Source organism: Streptomyces sp. MMG1533, assembly GCF_001279775.1.
GTDB lineage: Bacteria > Actinomycetota > Actinomycetes > Streptomycetales > Streptomycetaceae > Streptomyces.
Genome location: NZ_LGDG01000020.1, coordinates 1 through 20,147 on the forward strand (window position 1 = coordinate 1; position 20,147 = coordinate 20,147).

At 70.6% G+C, this 20,147-nt stretch carries 15 protein-coding genes; 8 read left to right on the forward strand and 7 right to left on the reverse strand.

Annotated features, from left to right (window positions below; genetic code table 11):
* Nucleotides 1-125 precede the first annotated feature (125 nt).
* From ADK57_RS04990 to ADK57_RS05010, 5 genes are read right to left on the reverse strand one after another with little or no spacing between them, the layout of a single operon-like run.
* Nucleotides 126-1,436, reverse strand: a complete 1,311-nt coding sequence (locus ADK57_RS04990) for a DUF58 domain-containing protein (protein ID WP_053748105.1) — start codon at nucleotides 1,434-1,436, stop codon at nucleotides 126-128.
* Entirely contained in the window at nucleotides 1,436-2,425 is a 990-nt protein-coding gene (locus ADK57_RS04995) for an AAA family ATPase (protein WP_107091478.1), read from the reverse strand. The genes ADK57_RS04990 and ADK57_RS04995 overlap by 1 nt, the downstream gene beginning before the upstream one ends.
* Entirely contained in the window at nucleotides 2,425-3,627 is a 1,203-nt protein-coding gene (locus tag ADK57_RS05000) for a DUF4350 domain-containing protein (protein ID WP_053748107.1), read from the reverse strand. The genes ADK57_RS04995 and ADK57_RS05000 overlap by 1 nt, the downstream gene beginning before the upstream one ends.
* Nucleotides 3,624-4,484, reverse strand: a complete 861-nt coding sequence (locus ADK57_RS05005; RefSeq protein ID WP_053748108.1) for a DUF4129 domain-containing protein — start codon at nucleotides 4,482-4,484, stop codon at nucleotides 3,624-3,626. Before ADK57_RS05005 ends, ADK57_RS05000 begins: the two co-directional genes overlap by 4 nt.
* A 4-nt stretch (nucleotides 4,485-4,488) precedes the next feature.
* Nucleotides 4,489-5,838, reverse strand: coding sequence for a hypothetical protein (locus tag ADK57_RS05010; RefSeq protein ID WP_053748109.1), 1,350 nt, complete (start codon nucleotides 5,836-5,838; stop codon nucleotides 4,489-4,491).
* A gap of 140 nt (nucleotides 5,839-5,978) precedes the next feature.
* Between ADK57_RS05010 and mtnA the strand changes: the two genes are divergently transcribed.
* The 7 genes from mtnA (at nucleotide 5,979) to ADK57_RS05045 (ending at nucleotide 15,025) form a co-directional block, all read left to right on the forward strand.
* A complete protein-coding gene (gene mtnA / locus ADK57_RS05015) occupies nucleotides 5,979-7,127 on the forward strand; it encodes an S-methyl-5-thioribose-1-phosphate isomerase (RefSeq protein WP_053748110.1) in 1,149 nt (382 codons plus the stop codon).
* A gap of 179 nt (nucleotides 7,128-7,306) precedes the next feature.
* The gene (gene mtrA / locus ADK57_RS05020) at nucleotides 7,307-7,996 is read left to right on the forward strand and encodes a two-component system response regulator MtrA (RefSeq protein ID WP_187284748.1); all 690 of its coding nucleotides are present in this window, start codon (nucleotides 7,307-7,309) and stop codon (nucleotides 7,994-7,996) included.
* 1 nt (nucleotide 7,997) lies between these two features.
* Nucleotides 7,998-10,091: an MtrAB system histidine kinase MtrB gene (gene mtrB, locus ADK57_RS05025; protein WP_053748111.1), complete on the forward strand. Its 2,094-nt coding sequence runs from the start codon at nucleotides 7,998-8,000 to the stop codon at nucleotides 10,089-10,091.
* Nucleotides 10,081-11,907: an LpqB family beta-propeller domain-containing protein gene (locus tag ADK57_RS05030; RefSeq protein ID WP_053748112.1), complete on the forward strand. Its 1,827-nt coding sequence runs from the start codon at nucleotides 10,081-10,083 to the stop codon at nucleotides 11,905-11,907. Before mtrB ends, ADK57_RS05030 begins: the two co-directional genes overlap by 11 nt.
* Nucleotides 11,908-12,122: 215 nt before the next feature.
* Entirely contained in the window at nucleotides 12,123-13,070 is a 948-nt protein-coding gene (locus tag ADK57_RS05035; RefSeq protein WP_053748113.1) for a ComF family protein, read from the forward strand.
* A 311-nt stretch (nucleotides 13,071-13,381) separates the two neighbouring features.
* Complete coding sequence (gene hpf, locus ADK57_RS05040) at nucleotides 13,382-14,074, forward strand: ribosome hibernation-promoting factor, HPF/YfiA family (RefSeq protein ID WP_053748114.1); 693 nt, start codon at nucleotides 13,382-13,384, stop codon at nucleotides 14,072-14,074.
* 204 nt (nucleotides 14,075-14,278) lie between these two features.
* A complete protein-coding gene (locus tag ADK57_RS05045; protein WP_053748115.1) occupies nucleotides 14,279-15,025 on the forward strand; it encodes a response regulator in 747 nt (248 codons plus the stop codon).
* A gap of 21 nt (nucleotides 15,026-15,046) precedes the next feature.
* Here the strand turns inward: ADK57_RS05045 and ADK57_RS05050 are convergent, their stop codons facing one another.
* Together ADK57_RS05050 and ADK57_RS05055 are read right to left on the reverse strand one after the other, a co-directional pair.
* The gene (locus ADK57_RS05050) at nucleotides 15,047-16,219 is read right to left on the reverse strand and encodes a winged helix-turn-helix domain-containing protein (protein WP_053748116.1); all 1,173 of its coding nucleotides are present in this window, start codon (nucleotides 16,217-16,219) and stop codon (nucleotides 15,047-15,049) included.
* A gap of 55 nt (nucleotides 16,220-16,274) precedes the next feature.
* Entirely contained in the window at nucleotides 16,275-16,853 is a 579-nt protein-coding gene (locus ADK57_RS05055) for a GNAT family N-acetyltransferase (RefSeq protein WP_053748118.1), read from the reverse strand.
* Between the two features lie 265 nt (nucleotides 16,854-17,118).
* Here ADK57_RS05055 and secA point away from each other — a divergent pair, with 265 nt between their 5' ends.
* Nucleotides 17,119-19,956, forward strand: a complete 2,838-nt coding sequence (secA, locus tag ADK57_RS05060) for a preprotein translocase subunit SecA (RefSeq protein WP_053748117.1) — start codon at nucleotides 17,119-17,121, stop codon at nucleotides 19,954-19,956.
* Nucleotides 19,957-20,147: the final 191 nt, after the last annotated feature.

The window sequence follows — 20,147 nt, forward strand, 5'->3', positions numbered from 1 at the left end:
GGGACCCTGTGGGAGAGTAGGACGCCGCCGAACAAATTTTGAGAAAGGCCCACACCTTATGGTGTGGGCCTTTTTTGTGTTTCCGTTCAGGGGGCCGGCCGCCCCCGCCCTCCCACAGCGATACGTCATAGGCGCCCTGCGGCCTTCAGGGCCAGATATGCGTCTGCCAGTGCGGGGGCCAGGTCATCAGGCGTGGCATCCACGACCGTGACGCCATGACGGCGGAGTTGGTCCGCGATGCGATGGCGTTCGGCCTGGGCCTGGGCGGCGGCTGCGGCCTCGTAGACGGCCTCGGTGTTTCCGCGGGCCGTGGCCATGCCGGCGATGTGCGGGTCGGCCACCGATGCCAGCAGGATCGTGTGGCGCTGGGTCAGCTGGGAGAGGACGGGCAGCAGGCCCTCCTCGACCGGGGCCGCGTCGAGGGTCGTGAGCAGGACGATCAGGGAGCGTCGAGGGGCCGCCCTGAGTGCCGTTGCCGTAAGACCTCTCGAGTCCGTTTCGACGAGCTTGGGTTCCAGGGTTGCCATGGCGTTGACCAGGGACGGGAGCACGTCGCCTGCCGCACGGCCCTGGACGAGGGCACGTACGCGACGGTCGTATGCGAGCAGGTCGACGCGGTCGCCGGCGCGGGATGCCAGGGCTGCCAGGAGCAGTGCCGCGTCCATGGAGGCGTCCAGGCGGGGAGCGTCGCCGACACGGCCCGCTGACGTGCGGCCGGTGTCAAGGACCAGGAGGATGTGGCGGTCGCGTTCGGGGCGCCAGGTACGTACGGCGACCGTGGTCTGGCGGGCTGTGGCGCGCCAGTCGATGGAACGGGTGTCGTCGCCGGGGACGTACTCGCGCAGGCTGTCGAATTCCGTGCCCTCGCCGCGGGTGAGCACACTGGTGCGTCCGTCCAGTTCGCGCAGGCGGGCCAGCTTGGAGGGCAGGTGCTTTCGGCTGGTGAACGGGGGCAGGACGCGTACCGTCCAGGGGATCTTGTGGGTGCCCTGGCGGGAGAAGAGGCCGAGGGGGCCGTACGAGCGGATCGTGACGCGGTCGGACTGGCGGTCACCTCGGCGGGTCGGCCGTAGACGAGTGGTCACGCGGCGGCGTTCGCCGGCCGGGACCGTCAGACGGTGGCGGGAGTCCGCCACTTCTGTACCGGGCTGCCAGGCGCTGGGGGGCCAGGCGTCGCGCAGGTGGGCGCGGAGTGGGCGGCGGGACGGGTTGGTGACGGTGAGGGTGACGTCGGCGGTGTCGCCCAGGCGGACCGACGTGTCGCCCGAGCGGGTCAGGCCGAGGCGTCGTACCGGTGCCGCGAGTGCGAAGTCGCAGGCACAGGCGACGGCCAGGGGGGCGTTGACCGCGAGGATGCCTGTCCAGCCGGGCTCCCAGATGCCGACCGGGAGGGAGCCCAGGGCCGCGAGGAGCGCGGCGCGTCCGGTGAGTGCCATCAGCGGGGGACGGGGACGTGGGCGAGGATCGCGTTGATGACGGAGTCGGCCGTCACGCCTTCCATTTCGGCCTCCGGGCGGAGTTGTACGCGGTGGCGGAGAGTAGGGAGGGCGAGGGCCTTGACGTCGTCGGGGGTCACGTAGTCGCGGCCGGTCAGCCAGGCCCAGGCGCGGGCCGTGGCGAGCAGGGCGGTCGCACCGCGCGGGGAGACGCCGAGGGTGAGGGACGGCGATTCGCGGGTGGCTCGGCAGATGTCGACCACGTAGGCGGTGATTTCCGGGGAGACCGTCGTCTTGGCGACCGCGGCGCGGGCGGCTTCCAGGTCGGCCGGGCCTGCGACGGGGCGTACGCCGGCGGCGTGCAGGTCGCGCGGGTTGAAGCCCTCGGCGTGCCGGGTGAGGACGTTGATCTCGTCCTCGCGGGAGGGGAGCGGGATCGTCAGCTTGAGGAGGAACCGGTCCAGCTGGGCTTCGGGGAGGGGGTAGGTGCCCTCGTACTCCACCGGGTTCTGGGTCGCGGCGACCAGGAACGGGTCGGGGAGCGGGCGGGGGGTGCCGTCGACCGTGACCTGGCGTTCCTCCATGGCTTCGAGGAGGGACGACTGGGTTTTGGGCGGGGTGCGGTTGATCTCGTCGGCCAGGAGGAGGTTGGTGAAGACCGGGCCGGGCTGGAAGGAGAACTCGGCGCTGCGGGTGTCGTAGACCAGGGAGCCCGTCACGTCGCTCGGCATCAGGTCGGGGGTGAACTGGACGCGCTTGGTGTCGAGTTCGAGTGCGGATGCGAGGGCGCGGACGAGCAACGTTTTGGCGACTCCAGGGACTCCTTCAAGGAGAACGTGTCCGCGGCAGAGGAGGGCGACGACGAGACCGGTCACGGCGGGGTCCTGGCCGACCACGGCCTTGGCGATCTCGGCGCGCAGGGCTTCCAGGGCGGCTCGGGCGGTGCCCGGATCCCCGGCGTGCACGGCGTTGTCAGTGGTCGGGTCCATCATGGACGGCGTACCTCTCTTTCGAGGGCGTCGAGTTGGTCGGCGAGGGAGACGAGGGCCGCGTCGTCGCTGGGCGGCGGGCCGAAGAGGAGAGAGTGCATGGCCTGTCCGTCTCCAGGGCTGTGGAGGTGGGCGGACAGGGCGGGGAGCAGTACTTCGGGCGTGTGCGCCTGGGTGACGGGGACGCCTACGAGGGGGGCGAGGCGAGTGCGGGTGGTGGAGCGAAGAGCGGTGGCCGCGCGGTCTCGGGCGTTGGCCTTGCGGTAGAGGCGGGCGCGGCCTTCGACGGTTTCGGAGGCGCGGATCGCCACGGGGAGTTTTTCGGGCACGAGAGGGCCGAGTCGGCGTGCCCGCCAGAGGGCGGCGAGGGCCGCGGCGATGAAGAGCTGCAGTGTGCCCCAGAGCCAGCCCGACGGGAGCAGGTCGAAGAAGCCCTTTTCGTCGTCCGGGTCGGTGGCGGCGCTGTCGGAGAGTGAGGGGAGGTACCAGACCAGATGGGGGCGGGAGCCGAGGAGTTGGAGGGCGAGCGAGGCGTTGCCCTGCTCGTCGAGGGTGTCGTTGTAGAGGATGTCGGGTGCGCCGAGTGCGACGGTGTCGCCGCCTCCGGAGGTGTCCGGGACGCGCACCAGGGTGGCCAGGCGCTCGCTGGGGTAGCACTCGTCGGCGTCGGGCCGGGTGGCGGTGTAGCGGATGCCGCCCGTGTCGGCGGCGCCCGCGCGCTGGGCGGCGGGCAGGGTGCAGTCGGGGGAGAGTGTCGAGTCGAGGCTGGTGGCGGGGCTGGCGACGACGCCGGGGGCGAGTCGTTCGACGGACAAGCTGCCGGGGGCGACGAGGACGGTGCGGCCGCCGGAGTCGGCGGTCCCGGAGCGCAGTTCGCTCTGTTGGCCGTGCGTCAGGAGGTCGGGGACGGCGACCAGGAGGGTGGTGTCCGGGCCGGCCGCGGCGTGCGCCTCGGCGAGGGTGGTGACCACGCGGGTGGAGACGCCCCGGTCGGCGAGGAGTTCGGCGACGGCGCGGCTGCCGTAGGGGTCGGCGGAGCGTGGATCGAGGGTGCCGTGCCGGGCGTCGGAGCGGATGGCGGCGATCGCGACGGCCGCCACCAGCAGCACCACGAGAGCAAGGACGACGCCTCGTGCGCGGGTCCACACCTGGCGTGCGGTGGGCGAGGCCGAGGTGGACGGAAGCGTGGCCTCGGTGGTCATTCGGCGGCTCCCCGGCGGGTGTCGTGGGCCGCGCTGTGGACCGTGCTGGGGCTGCTGCTCGCGAGCAGAGGCTTGGTGCGCTCCAGGTCGCGGTCGAGTTCGGCGATGCGGTGGTACGACTGCTCGGTCCCCGCGCGTCCGCCGTATGTCACGTCGTCGAAGTCCCGGGCGGCGGCGCGCAGTCGGTCTGCCTGCGAGGGCAGTGCGCGACCCGCCTCGGCGGCCGCCTCGTCGGCGGTTCGGCCGGGCCGGGCGTCGAGAAGGGCGCGTTCCTCGAGGGAGCGGACGATGGCGCGCATGTGCTCCTGGACGGCCTGGCTCCAGTGGCCCTGGGTCGCGTGGGCCTCGGCGGCCGCGCGGTGCTCGGCGGCGCTGCGGGGGCGATCGTCGAACAGTGCGGCGGAGGACGTGGGTTCGCGGCGCGGGGTGCCCAGGCGCCACCAGAGGGCGCCCAGGACCGCGAGGACGGCCACGATGACGACCACCAGGCCGAGCGCTCCGCCGGGGGTCGCGGCCGAGGCGGTGTTGAACAGCTTGTCGACCCAGTCCCAGAAGGCGTCCAGGGCGCGCTGGAACCAACTGGGGTCGTTCTCGTGGTACATCCGCTTGGACAGTTCGCGCCGGGCCGCCTCTCGCGCGGGGTCGCGCGGGATCGTCAGGGGTGGTTCGTCGCTGGAGCGGGAGAGCCACAGCACGGATGTGTGGTCGGCGGGCAGCACGGCACCCACCGATGTGCCGCGGACGCGCAGCAGGGCCTGTACTGATGTGTCGCCGACGCGGCGCGCGGTGCGTACGGCCGTGTCGGCGGCGTTCGGCAGTGCCGGTACCGCTGTGAGAACTCCCCCCGCCAGGCTCACCGCATCAGCTCCCGGGTGCGGGGGTGGTGCCGTAGCCCTGGACGCCTGCGGCGCGGGCCAGTTCGAGGTCGAGGCCTTCGCGGCGGATGCGCTGGTCGATGTAGAGGAGCACGGTGACGCCCGCCGTGATCGGGAACGTGATCATGGAGCCGATCACCGAGCCGATCCCGCTGATGATGAGGAACGTCCAGCCGAGATCGCCGGTGCCCTCCATGAAGCCGGTGAAGCCGTCACCGCTGAACGCGGCGGCGAGGAAGGTGAAGGGGAGGACGACGATCGCCGCCATGATGTTCGCGATGATCCCCGCGAGGAGCTGGATGCCGAACACCCGCCACCAGGAGCCGCGGACCAGCTTCGCGGAGCGGCTCATCGACTTCACGATGCCCTGCTTCTCCAGCATCAGCGCGGGCGAGGCCAGGGAGAAGCGCATCATCAGCCATACGGCGACGACGCCGGCGCCGAGGCCGCCGAGGACCGCGACCGCAGCGCCTGCCCCGGCCTCGCCCGAGACGGCCACGAGGATGCCGGGCAGCACGCCCACGAGGACGATTCCGACGGCGATGAGCATCAGCAGGAGGATCAGGCCCAGCAGCTTCAGCACCTGGGGGCGGGCGTCGCGCCAGGCCTCGCCGGTGGTGACGGGGCGGCCGAGCACCGCGCGGCTGGTGACGGTGGTGAGCAGGGCGGTCGCGATGACCGTGCCGATCAGGGTGATCGCGAAGACGACAACGCTGCCGAGCATGGCGCCGCCCATGGCGCGGGTCACTTCGTCGAGCGTGGCGCTCGGGTCGTTGAGGGCCTCGGCGTCGGTGGTGTCCTTGAGGACGAGCCCCTGGAGCAGGATGACCACGATCTCCGTGACGACCGCGACGGTCAGCGAGATGCCCAAGACCGTGCGCCAGTAGGTGCGCATGGTGGAGACCGCGCCGTCGAGGATTTCGCCCACGCCGAGGGGGCGGAGGGGGATCACGCCGGGCTTGGCCGCGGGCGGCGGGCCGCCCCAGCCGCTGTACCCGGGAGTGCCGTATCCGCCGCCCCAGCCTCCGTATCCGCCGCCGCCGGGAGGGCCGTAGCCTCCGTGTCCGCCGGGGCCGGCGGGGGGTTGGGCGCCCCAGCCCGGGCCGGGCGGTGGGGGTGGCGGCGTCTGGCCGGGAGCCGGGTGGCCGGTGGGCGCGGACCACTGGCCGGACGGAGGCTGCTCCTTGGACCACTTCGAGCCGGGGCTCTGCGGGTCCGTTCCCGGCTGCTCCGCAGGATTCGCGGCGTCGGGCCGGTCGGCGGGGCCGGACGCGCCGGGCTCGTGCCCGTCGGAGGGGGCGGATCCGGGCGACGCCCAGCCCGGAGTGTCCTTCATCGTCGCTCCTTCACGGTGCCCGTCCGCGGTCGCGGCGGCAGGTTGGCAGCCATCGTGCCATGGGGTGGTCGTCGACGGACCAGCCGCGGTATGGGCCGGCCACCTTCAATTGTCCGCGGGATAAGGGGCAGACTGACCGCATGGCTGATCAGTACGCGCAAACCGGCGAGGACAGCAGGCCCACCGAGATACCGGCGATCCGTTGGGAAGAGCCACCCGAAGGCCCCGTACTGGTGCTTCTCGACCAGACGAGACTGCCGGCCGAGGAGGTCGAACTCGTTTGTACGGATGCGTCGGCGCTGGTGGAGGCGATCCGTTCGCTCGCCGTGCGCGGGGCGCCGTTGCTCGGCATCGCGGGGGCGTACGGCGTCGCGCTCGCCGCCGTGCGTGGGTTCGACGTGGACGACGCGGCGAACGCCCTGGCGGGTGCCCGCCCCACGGCGGTGAACCTCGCCGTCGGGGTGCGCAGGGCCGAGTCCGCGTACCGGGCGGAGCTCGCCAAGGGCGGTGACGCCCGGCAGGCCGCCGACGCGGCGCTGGCCGCGGCGCGCCGGCTGCACCAGGAGGACGCCGAGGCCAGTGGCCGGATGGCAGAGCGGGGGCTGGCGCTGCTGGACGAGCTGCTGCCTGGCGGCGGGCACCGGATCCTGACCCACTGCAACACCGGGTCGCTGGTGTCCGGCGGTGAGGGGACGGCGTTCGCGGTGGCGCTCGCGGCACACCGGGCGGGGCAGCTTCGGCGGCTGTGGGTGGACGAGACGCGCCCGTTGCTGCAGGGAGCTCGGCTGACGGCGTACGAGGCGGCGCGCAGCGGTATGGCGTACACCTTGCTGACCGACAACGCGGCGGGTTCGCTGTTCGCGGCCGGGGAGGTGGACGCGGTGCTGATCGGGGCGGACCGCATCGCGGCGGACGGGTCGGTGGCGAACAAGGTGGGGAGTTATCCGCTCGCGGTGTTGGCGCGGTACCACCATGTGCCGTTCATCGTGGTGGCGCCGGTGACGACGGTGGATGCGGACACGCCGGACGGAGCGTCGATCGAGGTCGAGCAGCGTCCTGGCCATGAGGTGACCGAGATCACAGCGCCCCAGGTGCCGGTGGCGGGAGCGGAGGCGGGCGGTGGGGTCCCGGTGGCGCCGCTGGGGACTCAGGCGTACAACCCGGCGTTCGATGTGACGCCGCCCGAGCTGGTGACGGCGATCGTCACCGAGGAGGGTGTCGTTTCGCCGGTGACGGCTGAGGCGCTTGCTGAGCTGTGTGAGAGGGCGCGGCAGGTGACGATCGGCTGAGGGAATCCGCCTCGGGTTTGCCGGGCGTGGCACCCCTGGCTGCCGCGTCCGGCCCCGCCTGGCATCCTCGGGGACATCAACACCAGTCGGCGAGGGCAGACAGTAGCGACGCCGTACGACTATCGTCACAGGCCAGTGACCTCTCTCACCAGCGCCCCGGTCACTGTTACGAGAATGGGATGATGTCGTTTATGAAGGGACGAGTCCTTGTCGTCGACGACGACACCGCACTGGCCGAGATGCTCGGGATTGTGCTGCGTGGTGAAGGTTTTGAGCCGTCTTTCGTAGCCGACGGCGACAAGGCGCTGGCCGCTTTCCGTGAGTCCAAGCCCGATCTGGTGCTGCTGGATCTGATGCTGCCCGGGCGGGACGGTATCGAGGTGTGCCGCCTGATCAGGGCGGAGTCCGGGGTGCCGATCGTGATGCTCACGGCGAAGAGCGACACCGTCGACGTCGTCGTGGGCCTCGAGTCGGGTGCCGACGACTACATCGTGAAGCCGTTCAAGCCGAAGGAGCTCGTTGCCCGCATCCGGGCGCGGCTCAGGAGGTCCGAGGAGCCGGCGCCCGAGCAGCTCGCCATCGGTGACCTGGTCATCGACGTGGCAGGGCACTCCGTGAAGCGGGACGGGCAGTCGATCGCGCTGACGCCGCTGGAGTTCGACCTGCTCGTGGCGCTCGCACGCAAGCCGTGGCAGGTGTTCACGCGTGAGGTGCTGCTCGAGCAGGTGTGGGGTTACCGGCACGCGGCCGACACCCGCCTGGTCAACGTGCATGTGCAGCGGCTGCGCTCCAAGGTCGAGAAGGACCCGGAGCGGCCGGAGATCGTGGTGACCGTCCGTGGCGTCGGTTACAAGGCGGGACCGAGCTGACATGCCCGGTGACAGTGCCGCTCCGGCGCCCGGCAGGTCCGGGGCCAGCGCGGGGCGGCCTGTCGGCCGGAAGACGGCAGGCTCCCGCTGGGGCCGCTTCTTCGACGGCGGGTTGCTGCAGGGCGGCGTGCAGGGCAGCCCGGTCCTGCGCCTTTTCGTGCGCTGGGTGCGTCGGCCGCTGCTGCCCGTCATGCGGCTGTGGCGGCGCAACATCCAGCTCAAGGTCGTCGTCACGACCCTGCTGATGTCGCTGGGTGTCGTTCTGCTGCTCGGTTTCGTCGTCATCGGACAGGTGCGCAACGGCCTGCTGGACGCCAAGGTGAAGGCCTCGCAGAGCCAGGCCACCGGCGGCTTCGCGGTGGCCAACCAGAAGGCCGACGAGGCGGCGAGCGGCACCGGCGACGAAAGCACCACGGTGGACGGCCGTCCCGCACAGAACGTCATCCAGTGGATGAGCGACCTGGTGGAGTCCCTGTCCAGCGGCGGCCAGGGCGCCTTCGACGTGGTGACGCTCCCGGCCGGCAACGACAGCGGCAGCGGGCGCGGTCCGCGCGCTTCCGGCAACGTCGTCGCGTCGTCCAGCGTGCCCGAGGCGCTGCGCGAGCGGATCGACAAGAATCCGACGGCCGCCCAGAGCTATACCCGGATCGTCTACGACGCCGACAAGGAGTCCCAGCCGGCCCTTGTCATCGGCAAGCAGGTCAACGACCCGAACGGCGATCCGTACCAGCTGTACTACCTCTTCCCGCTCACCCAGGAGGAGAAGTCGCTGAGCCTGGTCAAGGGGACGCTCGCGACGGCCGGCCTCTTCGTCGTCGTACTCCTCGGGGCCATCGCCTGGCTCGTGGTGCGGCAGGTCGTCACCCCGGTGCGGATGGCGGCCGGGATCGCCGAGCGGTTGTCCGCAGGGCGGCTTCAGGAGCGGATGAAGGTCACCGGCGAGGACGACATCGCCCGGCTGGGTGAGGCCTTCAACAAGATGGCGCAGAACCTGCAGTTGAAGATCCAACAGCTGGAGGACCTGTCGCGGATGCAGCGGAGGTTCGTGTCGGACGTGTCGCACGAGCTGCGTACGCCGCTGACGACCGTGCGGATGGCGGCCGACGTCATCCACGACGCGCGCGTGGACTTCGACCCGGTGACCGCCCGGTCGGCCGAGTTGCTCGCCGACCAGCTGGACCGCTTCGAGACGCTGCTCGCGGACCTGCTGGAGATCAGCCGCTTCGACGCGGGCGCGGCAGCCCTGGAGGCCGAGCCGATCGATCTGCGTGAGGTCGTACGGCGGGTCGTCAGCGGGGCCGAACCGCTCGCCGAGCGCAAGGGCACTCAGGTACGCGTCGTGGGCGACCAGCAGCCCGTCGTGGCCGAGGCGGACGCCCGGCGGGTGGAGCGGGTGCTGCGCAACCTCGTCGTCAACGCCGTGGAGCACGGCGAGGGCAAGGACGTGATCGTCAAGCTCGCCGCGGCGGGCGGGGCGGTGGCGGTGGCGGTGCGCGACTACGGCGTCGGGCTCAAGCCCGGCGAGGCCACCCGCGTCTTCAGCCGCTTCTGGCGGGCGGACCCGGCACGCGCGCGTACCACCGGTGGTACGGGCCTGGGGCTGTCCATCGCCCTGGAGGACGCGCGGCTGCACGGCGGCTGGCTGCAGGCGTGGGGCGAGCCGGGCGGCGGCTCGCAGTTCCGGCTGACGCTGCCGCGGACCGCGGACGAGCCGCTGCGCGGCTCGCCGATACCGCTGGAGCCCAAGGACTCGCGGCGCCATCGTGGCCTCGACGACGCCGGTCTGCCCCGTGGGGGCGGGGAGAAGACCGCCACCGTGCCCGCCCAGCCGACGGGTGACCAGGGGCCGTCGCGGGGCCCGATCGCGGCCCGGCCGTCCGCCGCGGCGCCCACGGCCGACCCGACGGCGCTGCCCGGCAGCGGCGCGCGCGTGGTGCCCCGGCCCGCTTCGGGGGCGCGGCGGCAGGACGACACTCCCGCAGGAAGCGGGGCGGGGAGCAGCGAGGCCGACGGGTCACGGAGTGAGGCCGTGAGCCGCCCGGACGCCGGTTCGGAGGGCTCGTACGAGCAAGGGGAGGCATTTCGTGGGCGCTGACCGCGAGGGGGGCGCCAGGCGCACGCCGGGGCGCGCGGCGGTGTACGCCGCGTGTGGCGTCGTACTGCTGGCGGGATGTGCGTCCATGCCCGACAGCGGGGACCTGCGCGGCGTCGAGTCCACGCCGCGTCAGGACACACAGGTGCGGGTGTTCGCGATGCCACCCCAGGAGGACGCGTCCGCCTCGGACATCGTCCAGGGCTTCCTGGAGGCGCTGACCAGCGATGATCCGCAGTATGAGACGGCGAAAAAGTACCTGACCCCGGATGCCGCGAAGAAGTGGCAGCCGGAGCTGTCCACCACGGTGCTCGCGGACGGGGCGACCGTCGGGTCCGAGCAGGTCGCGGACCGGGAGGACGCCGACGTCGTCTCGTACCCGCTCACCGGCGACAAGGTCGCCACGGTGGACGCGCAGCAGTCGTACGCGCCCGTGGAGGGGGACTACCGGCAGTCGGTGTACCTCACACGGGACCGGAAGACCAAGCAGTGGCGCATCGACGGGCTGCCGCAGGGCGTCGTCATGGGGAAGTCGGACTTCCAGCGCAACTACATGTCCGTCAACAAGTACTACTTCGGCTCGAACACGACGGCCGGAACGAGTCCGGAGACCGTGGCCGTCGCCGATCCCGTGTACGTGCGTGAGCGCGTCGACCCCATGACGCAGATGGTGCGTTCCCTGCTCACCGGGCCCACGAGCTGGCTCGACCCCGTCGTCAGGTCCAGTTTTCCCACCGGTACGAAGCTGAAGAGCGGCGTCACGTCGCTGACGCCGGACGACCAGAGCAAGCTGACTGTGCCGCTCAACGACCGGGCGGCGCGGGTCGGTTCGGCCAAGTGCGAGGAGATGGCGGCCCAGCTTCTGTTCACCCTGCAGAACCTCACCCCCGCGGTGGACGAGGTCGAACTGCAGGCGGGCGGCAAGCAGTTGTGCGGGCTCAAGGAGGGCGGGGCCGATGCCGTCGCAGCGCGCGGCTCGGTGCGGAGCCCCGGGTACCTGTACTTCCTCGACGGCGAGCACCGGCTCGTGCGGCTGCCGGCGGACAACGACAGTACGAACCCGGATCCGGTGCCGGGAGCGCTGGGCGAGGGCGACAAGGAACTGCGGTCGGTCGCCGTGTCACGCGACGAGCACAGCGCGGCCGGGGTCGGCATCGACGGCAAGGCGCTGTACGTAGGTTCGCTCGTGTCGGGCGGGTCGCTCGGGGAGCCCGTGCTGACCAGCAAGGGCGCGACGGCGAACGACCGGCTGACCGCGCCCAGTTGGGATGCGGAGGGCGACCTGTGGGTGGCCGACCGCGACCTGGACGACCCGCGGCTGCTGTTGCTGGAGGAGGGCGCGGGTAAGCCGCTGACGGTGGACATGCCGGGGCTGGACGGACGCATCAAGGACATCCGGGTGGCCGCCGACGGGGTGCGCATCGCGCTCGTCGTGGAGAAGGACGGCAAGCAGTCCCTGTTCGTCGGGCGGATCGAGCGGGGCGAGAAGGCCGGGGAGGCGCCCTCCGTTCACGAACTGCGTTCCGCGACACCGGAGATGGAGGAGCTCACGACCATGTCGTGGGCCGGTGACAGCCGGCTCGTGGTGGTCGGGCGCGAGCAGGGCGGCGTGCAGCAGATGCGGTACGTCCAGGTCGACGGTTCCACGCCGGAGGGGCCCGGGCCGGCGGCCCTGACGGGTGTGAAGGAGATCGCCTCGTCCGAGGACGACGGGTTGCCGTTGGTGGCGTACTCGGAGGACGGGATCGTACGGCTGCCGTCCGGGACGCAGTGGCAGAAGGTGTACACGGACGGGACGGCGCCGGTTTACCCGGGGTGAGCGTCGGTCCGCTGGTGAGGTGAGGCGACTGTCTCCGCCGGGGTTGCTCCGGCGGGGGCAGTCGTTGTCGTTCGGGGGTGAGGGCAGGCGTTTTCGCTGCGGGAGAGCGGCGGGTTCGTGGCGGTCACGGCTGTCTGCACCGGCTCGTCGAGTTATCCACAGGGCGTTGTCCACAGGGGTGGCAGGGTGGCGTCGGCGTTGGCACAGTGGTGGGCATGCGGGGGTGGTGGCAGGACCTCACCGATCTGGTGCTGCCGGCCGAGTGCGGAGGCTGCGGGAGGCCTCGCACGGTGCTCTGTCCGGAGTGCCGTGCCGTCCTGAGCGGGGCCGTACCGCGCCGGGTGCGACCAGTGCCGGAGCCGCCGGGTCTGCCGGTCGTGCACGCGGTGGCCCGGTACGCGGACGAGGTGCGGGCCGTGCTGCTGGCCCACAAGGAACGGGGTGCGCTGGCGCTGTCGGCACCGCTCGGTACGGCCCTGGCGGGAGCTGTGCGGGCGGGGCTGCGGGAGGCCTGGGGACCGGCTGAGGGCCTGGAGGGTGTGGGCAGGGTCGGCGGGGCCGTGTCGCTTGTTCCGGTGCCGTCCTCGCGTGGGGTGGTTCGGGCGCGAGGGCATGATCCGGCGCGGCGGATCGCGCTTGCGGCGGCCGGGGAGCTGCGGCGGGCGGGGACGCCGGCGCGGGTGGCGTCCGTACTGCGGCAGAGGCGTGCCGTGGCAGACCAGGCGGGGCTCAACTCACGGCAGCGGCTGGAGAATCTCGCCGGTGCGCTGGTGGTGGTTCCCGGAGGCGGGCGGCTGCTGTGCGGCGGTCCGGTCGTGCTCGTCGACGACCTGATGACTACGGGCGCGTCCCTGACGGAGGCGGCGCGTGCGGTGCGGGCGGCGTCGGCGCAGGGGGCGGCGTCGGGCGGGGGCGCGGCGACGTCCGGCGGTGGTGCGTCCTGGTGGGCGAGTGGGGCGGATGTGTGTGGAGAGGGTGCAACGGCGGTGTATGGCGCGGTAGCTCGGGAAGGCAGAGGGGAACGGATGGGTGGCGCGACGGAGGAGGAGACGGGCCGGGTGGCCGCCCCGTCGGGAATGGCGGGCGCCGACGCCGGCGGTGACGTGATCTGCGCGGCCGTGGTCGCTGCCACGCCGGATACTTTCGAAATAAACCGGAACTGACTGCGAACTTGCATCGTTGCAGGTAATGAGAGGGTCAATTCACCTGAACGGAGGTACGCCGCAGTAGAGGGTGACGACATCCGTCCGGGCGAGATATGTTCGGTTGTGAGAGAAAGGCGCAGGCCACACCTCTCGTATCCGAATGCCGTGCCGTGGGTTTTTCACTATCACCCACACCGGTGGAGTGGAGATCTTGCCCGCGGGGGAGGAGGTGGAAGTCACCGAGTCCGAGGTTCCGGGGCTCACCGGAGCCTGGTGCAAAAGGGAGATGCTCCGCACCGAAGCGGAGCGATCCGGGAACGGAGTTCTGCGTGGACATCGTCGTCAAGGGCCGCAAGACCGAGGTGCCCGAGCGGTTCCGCAAGCACGTGGCCGAGAAGCTGAAGCTGGAGAAGATCCAGAAGCTCGATGGCAAGGTGATCAGCCTCGACGTCGAGGTGTCCAAGGAGCCCAACCCCCGACAGGCCGACCGCTGTGACCGAGTGGAGATCACGCTCCGCTCCCGCGGTCCCGTGATCCGGGCGGAAGCGGCAGCCAGCGACCCGTACGCGGCACTCGACCTGGCGGCGGAGAAGCTGGACGCCCGGCTGCGCAAGCAGCACGACAAGCGTCACACGCGCCGAGGTGCACGTCGGCTCACGGCGGCAGAGGTCCCCGACCACGTTCCGGGCGCGGCGACGCTCAACGGGAACGGCCACACCGTCCACGACGAAGAGCCGGACGGCGTGCCCACCAAGAAGATCGGCTCGCTGGAAGTGAAGGGTGACGGCCCCCTCGTCGTCCGCGAGAAGACCCATGTCGCCTCCCCGATGACCCTCGACCAGGCCCTCTACGAGATGGAACTGGTCGGGCACGACTTCTACCTGTTCATCGACTCCGAGACCAAGGAACCGAGTGTCGTCTACCGACGGCACGCCTACGACTACGGCGTCATCCACCTCAGCACGGACCCGATGGTCGCCCAGGCGCATGCCCCCGCGGCGGGTGGCACGCTGGGCGGCTGATCACCCGGCGGACAGCTGAGCCGGTGCCCCTGGTGCGCGTGTGCGCCCCCAGGGGCACCGGTGTGCGACCACTTCGCGCCCCGCTCTGTCACCGCAGTGTCGTCCGGGCATGAAATCATGGCCGCACCGGCCCAACCGCTGGGCCGTTGCCTTGGGTTGGCGATGGCACAGAACCACAGGCCACAGCCTTCAGGGGGAGGAACGATGGCGGACAGCTTCGGACCGATGCAGGACGAGGACGCCGGGGAGGGCGTCGTCGCCACGGGCCCGGACGCGGGCTCTCCACGCAAGGAGCCGATCCGTGTCCTGGTCGTGGACGACCATGCCCTCTTCCGCCGTGGTCTGGAGATCGTGCTCGCGGCCGAGGAGGACATCCAGGTCGTGGGAGAGGCAGGCGACGGCGCGGAGGCTGTCGACAAGGCCGCCGACCTGCTGCCGGACATCGTGCTGATGGACGTACGGATGCCCAAGCGCGGCGGGATCGAGGCCTGCACCTCCATCAAGGAGGTCGCCCCCAGCGCCAAGATCATCATGCTGACGATCAGCGACGAGGAGGCCGACCTCTACGAAGCGATCAAGGCGGGCGCGACCGGATATCTCCTCAAGGAGATCTCCACGGACGAGGTGGCCACCGCCATTCGCGCGGTGGCCGACGGGCAGTCGCAGATCAGCCCTTCCATGGCGTCGAAACTGCTCACCGAGTTCAAGTCGATGATCCAGCGGACCGACGAGCGCCGCCTTGTGCCGGCGCCTCGGCTCACGGACCGTGAGCTGGAGGTGCTGAAGCTGGTCGCCACGGGGATGAACAACCGGGATATCGCCAAGGAGTTGTTCATCTCGGAGAACACCGTGAAGAACCATGTGCGCAACATCCTGGAGAAGCTGCAGCTGCACTCCAGGATGGAGGCGGTGGTGTACGCGATGCGGGAGAAGATCCTCGAAATCCGGTAGGGGGCCGGGGAGTCGGGGGAGTCAGAGGGTCGTGCGGGTGAGTTCCCTCGCGAGGGGCTCGCGCAGTTCCGGTGCGTCCACCCGTTCCACTCGTACGTTCGTGCAGTTCACCCAGCTTGCCGCCTCGACCAGGGCCTGTGCGACCGCCGGGACCGCCTTCGGGCCGTCCAGGGTGACCTGCCTGGCGACCAGGGTGCTGCCCTCGCGGGCCGGGTCGACGCGGCCGACCAGGTGGCCGCCGGCCAGCACCGGCATCGCGAAATAGCCGTACACCCGCTTCTGCTTGGGGACGTAGGCCTCCAGGCGGTGGGTGAAGCCGAAGATCCGCTCCGTGCGCGCCCGTTCCCAGATGAGGGAGTCGAAGGGGGACAGGAGCGTGGTGCGGTGGCGGCCGCGCGGGGGTGTCTCCAGGGCCGCCGGGTCGGCCCAGGCGGGCTTGCCCCAGCCCTCGACCGTGACCGGGACCAGGCCCGAGTCGGCGATCACCGCGTCGACCTGCTCCGCCTTGAGGCGGTGGTAGTCGGCGATGTCCGCGCGCGTGCCTACGCCCAGGGACTGACCTGCGAGGCGGACCAGACGGCGCAGGCACTCGGGGTCGTCCAGGTCGTCGTGCAGCAGGGTGTCCGGGACGGCGCGTTCGGCGAGGTCGTACACGCGCTTCCAGCCGCGGCGTTCGACGCACACCACCTCGCCGTACATGAGGGCGCGCTCGACGGCCACCTTGGTGCCGGACCAGTCCCACCACTCGCTGGTCTTCTTCGCGCCGCCCAAATCCGTGGCGGTGAGGGGTCCTTCGGCGCGGAGCTGTTTGATGACCTGGTCGTAGGTGCCGTCGGGGAGTGCGTGGTTCCAGTGCGGGCGGTTGCGGTAGGCGCGGCGGCGGAAGGCGAAGTGGGGCCACTCCTCGATGGGGAGGATGCACGCCGCGTGCGACCAGTACTCGAAGGCGTGGGTGTCGGCCCAGTAGGCGTTCTCGACCGTCTTGCGGCCCATGGCGCCGAGGCGGGCGTACGGGATGAGCTCGTGGGAGCGGGCGAGGACCGAGATGGTGTCGAGCTGGACCGCGCCCAGGTGGCGGAGGATGCCGCGGACGCCTGAGCGGCGGTCCGGGGCGCCAAGGAAGCCTTGGGCCCGGAGGGCGATACGGCGGGCTTCGTCTGCCGAGAGGGTGGTGCTCGGGCGCGGGGTCGTCATGGGCCGCACGATAGGGGGTGGCACTGACAATGCGGGGTGAGCTGCGACTTCGCCGCTACGACCGTGACGGCGCCGGCAGATACGGCGCCGTCGACGGCAGGTCCAGGTCCGACGGCAGCAGCGAACCCACCCAGCTGTCCCGGCGTACGCCCTGGTGGATGATCGCGGAGCGCAGGGTGCCCTCGAAGGTGAAGCCGGCGCGTTCCGCCACCGCGCGGGAGGGCTCGTTGCCGACCTCCGCGCGCCATTCCACACGGTCGATCGACAGGTGGGTGAAGGCCCAGCGGACGGCTGCCCGGGCGGCTTCGGTGACGTAGCCGTTGCCGCGGTGCTCCTTCGTGCCCCAGAAACCGATCTCGGCCGCGCTCAGGGAGCGCATCGTGAGACTGAGCATGCCCACCAGGTCCTCCCCTTCGGGGAGGAAGATGCCCCAGGTGAGCATCGAACCGTCCGACCAGCCCTCGTGGACCAGTTGCTCCGTGAAGCTTTGGGCGTGTTCGGGGAGGTAGGGCGAGGGGATCGAGGTCCAGCGCCGGATGTCGGGGTCCTGGGCGGCCGCGTACACGGCGTCGGTGTCCTGCGGGTCGACCGTGCGCAGCAGGAGACGGTCGGTGGTGAGCGTGACGGGGTCCATCGGCCGATTCTGCTCGGCGTCGGGCAGCGACACCATCTCTTTGCCGTGCGTGAGCGGGTGATCACAATTCACGCAATTCGTCGGAGCGGCGCGGCACCATCCGCGGGGCCCGGGCGTTGTCCTTTTGAAGAGATGTGAAGCAGTGGGCGGTCAGCCCCCCGGCAGGCCTCCCGGCGTGGCGGGGTCCTCGCATACGATGGCCGTTGCTCAGTAGTCCAATGGAAACCGACCGTCCCAGGCCCGACCGGCAAGGAGACCAACCCCCGTGTCCGTCCTCTCCAAGATCATGCGTGCAGGCGAAGGCAAGATCCTGCGCAAGCTGCACCGCATCGCGGACCAGGTCAACTCCATCGAAGAGGACTTCGTCGACCTCTCCGACGCCGAGCTGCGGGCCCTCACCGATGAGTACAAGCAGCGCTACGCTGATGGTGAGAGCCTGGACGACCTGCTTCCCGAGGCATTCGCGACCGTGCGCGAGGCCGCCAAGCGCGTCCTCGGGCAGCGGCACTACGACGTCCAGATGATGGGTGGCGCCGCCCTCCACCTCGGCTATGTCGCCGAGATGAAGACCGGTGAGGGCAAGACCCTGGTCGGCACCCTGCCCGCCTATCTGAACGCCCTCTCCGGAGAAGGCGTTCACCTGATCACGGTCAACGACTACCTGGCCGAGCGCGACTCCGAGATGATGGGCCGCGTCCACAAGTTCCTGGGCCTGGACGTCGGCTGCATCCTCGCCAACATGACGCCGGCCCAGCGCCGCGAGCAGTACCGGTGCGACATCACCTACGGCACGAACAACGAGTTCGGCTTCGACTACCTGCGCGACAACATGGCGTGGTCCAAGGACGAACTCGTCCAGCGCGGCCACAACTTCGCCATCGTCGACGAGGTCGACTCCATCCTCGTCGACGAGGCCCGTACGCCGCTGATCATCTCCGGCCCGGCCGACCAGGCCACCAAGTGGTACGGCGATTTCGCCAAGCTGGTCACCCGGCTGAAGAAGGGCGAGGCCGGCAACCCCCTCAAGGGCCTCGAGGAGACGGGCGACTACGACGTCGACGAGAAGAAGCGCACGGTCGCCATCCACGAGTCCGGTGTCGCGAAGGTCGAGGACTGGCTGGGCATCGACAACCTCTACGAGTCGGTGAACACCCCGCTGGTGGGCTACCTGAACAACGCCATCAAGGCCAAGGAGCTCTTCAAGGCGGACAAGGACTACGTCGTCATCGACGGCGAGGTCATGATCGTCGACGAGCACACCGGCCGTATCCTCGCCGGCCGCCGCTACAACGAGGGCATGCACCAGGCGATCGAGGCGAAGGAAGGGGTGGACATCAAGGACGAGAACCAGACGCTCGCCACGATCACCCTCCAGAACTTCTTCCGCCTCTACAAGCGCCACGACCACGACGGCAAGGAAATGGCCGGCCTCTGCGGCATGACCGGTACGGCGATGACCGAGGCCGCCGAGTTCCACCAGATCTACAAGCTCGGCGTCGTCCCGATCCCGACCAACCGGCCCATGGTCCGCATGGACCAGTCCGACCTGATCTACCGCACCGAGGTCGCGAAGTTCGAGGCGGTCGTCGACGACATCGCCGAGAAGCACGAGAAGGGCCAGCCGATCCTCGTCGGTACGACGTCGGTCGAGAAGTCCGAGTACCTCTCGCAGCAGCTCTCCAAGCGCGGCATCCAGCACGAGGTGCTGAACGCGAAGCAGCACGACCGTGAGGCCACGATCGTCGCCCAGGCAGGCCGCAAGGGCGCCGTCACGGTCGCCACCAACATGGCCGGCCGTGGTACCGACATCAAGCTCGGCGGCAACCCCGACGACCTCGCCGAGGCGGAGCTGCGCCAGCGCGGCCTCGACCCCGAGGAGCACATCGAGGAATGGGCCGCGGCCCTGCCCAACGCCCTGGAGAAGGCCGAGAAGGCCGTCAAGGCGGAGTTCGAGGAGGTCAAGGACCTCGGCGGGCTCTACGTCCTCGGCACCGAGCGGCACGAGTCGCGGCGTATCGACAACCAGCTGCGCGGCCGTTCCGGGCGTCAGGGCGACCCGGGCGAGTCCCGCTTCTACCTCTCCCTGGGCGATGACCTGATGCGCCTGTTCAAGGCCCAGATGGTCGAGCGCGTGATGTCGATGGCGAACGTCCCGGACGACGTGCCGATCGAGAACAAGATGGTCACGCGTGCGATCGCGTCCGCGCAGTCGCAGGTCGAGCAGCAGAACTTCGAGACCCGTAAGAACGTCCTGAAGTACGACGAGGTCCTCAACCGGCAGCGCGAGGTCATCTACGGCGAGCGCCGCCGCGTCCTGGAGGGTGAGGACCTGCACGAGCAGGTGCAGCACTTCATGGACGACACGATCGACGCGTACGTCACCGCCGAGACCGCCGAGGGCTTCCCGGAGGACTGGGACCTCGACCGGCTGTGGGGCGCGTTCAAGCAGCTCTACCCGGTGAAGGTCACCGTCGAGGAGCTGGAGGAGGCGGCCGGCGACCGGGCCGGTCTGACCGCCGAGTTCATCGGCGAGTCCATCAAGGACGACATCCACGAGCAGTACGAGTCGCGTGAAACGCAGCTCGGCTCCGAGATCATGCGTGAGCTGGAGCGCCGGGTCGTGCTGTCGGTCCTGGACCGAAAGTGGCGCGAGCACCTCTACGAGATGGACTACCTCCAGGAGGGCATCGGTCTGCGCGCGATGGCGCAGAAGGACCCGCTGGTCGAGTACCAGCGTGAGGGCTTCGACATGTTCACCGCCATGATGGAGGGCATCAAGGAGGAGTCCGTCGGCTACCTGTTCAACCTGGAGGTCCAGGTCGAGCAGCAGGTCGAGGAGGTCCCGGTCGAGGACAAGCCGTCTCTCGACAAGCAGGAGGCGGTGCCGGCGCAGGCGGGCGCGCGCCCCGAGATCCGCGCCAAGGGGCTCGACGTCCCGCAGCGCAGGGAACTGCACTTCTCCGCGCCGACGGTGGACGGCGAGGGCGGCGTCATCGAGGGTGACTTCGCCGATGACGACGAGCCGGTCCGTTCGGAGTCCGACGGACTCACGCGCGCGGAGCGGCGCAAGCAGTCCCGTGGCGGGCGGCGTCGTAAGAAGTGACGGTGCCTGTGTCTGCGGCGCTGTAGCGGCTTGAAGGGCCGGGTCACCTGAGGGTGGCCCGGCCCTTTGGCATGTGGCGGGGGCGGGGTGTGGGGGCGGGCCCCGCCCACCCCCACACGCGGCGCCGTGTGTGGTGCGGCGGCGGGGTGCTCCCCCTGGAGTTAGGAGTGCGTTCCCCCACCCGCCTCGAC

Excerpts from the sequence above, each read along its gene's own strand:
- ADK57_RS04990 (WP_053748105.1), bottom strand. The coding sequence starts at position 1,436 with ATGGCACTCACCGGACGCGCCGCGCTCCTCGCGGCCCTGGGCTCCCTC.
- ADK57_RS04995 (WP_107091478.1), bottom strand. The coding sequence starts at position 2,425 with ATGGACCCGACCACTGACAACGCCGTGCACGCCGGGGATCCGGGCACC.
- ADK57_RS05000 (WP_053748107.1), bottom strand. The coding sequence starts at position 3,627 with ATGACCACCGAGGCCACGCTTCCGTCCACCTCGGCCTCGCCCACCGCA.
- ADK57_RS05010 (WP_053748109.1), bottom strand. The coding sequence starts at position 5,838 with ATGAAGGACACTCCGGGCTGGGCGTCGCCCGGATCCGCCCCCTCCGAC.
- mtnA (WP_053748110.1), top strand. The coding sequence starts at position 5,979 with ATGGCTGATCAGTACGCGCAAACCGGCGAGGACAGCAGGCCCACCGAG.
- mtrA (WP_187284748.1), top strand. The coding sequence starts at position 7,307 with ATGATGTCGTTTATGAAGGGACGAGTCCTTGTCGTCGACGACGACACC.
- mtrB (WP_053748111.1), top strand. The coding sequence starts at position 7,998 with ATGCCCGGTGACAGTGCCGCTCCGGCGCCCGGCAGGTCCGGGGCCAGC.
- ADK57_RS05035 (WP_053748113.1), top strand. The coding sequence starts at position 12,123 with ATGCGGGGGTGGTGGCAGGACCTCACCGATCTGGTGCTGCCGGCCGAG.
- ADK57_RS05045 (WP_053748115.1), top strand. The coding sequence starts at position 14,279 with ATGGCGGACAGCTTCGGACCGATGCAGGACGAGGACGCCGGGGAGGGC.
- ADK57_RS05050 (WP_053748116.1), bottom strand. The coding sequence starts at position 16,219 with ATGACGACCCCGCGCCCGAGCACCACCCTCTCGGCAGACGAAGCCCGC.
- ADK57_RS05055 (WP_053748118.1), bottom strand. The coding sequence starts at position 16,853 with ATGGACCCCGTCACGCTCACCACCGACCGTCTCCTGCTGCGCACGGTC.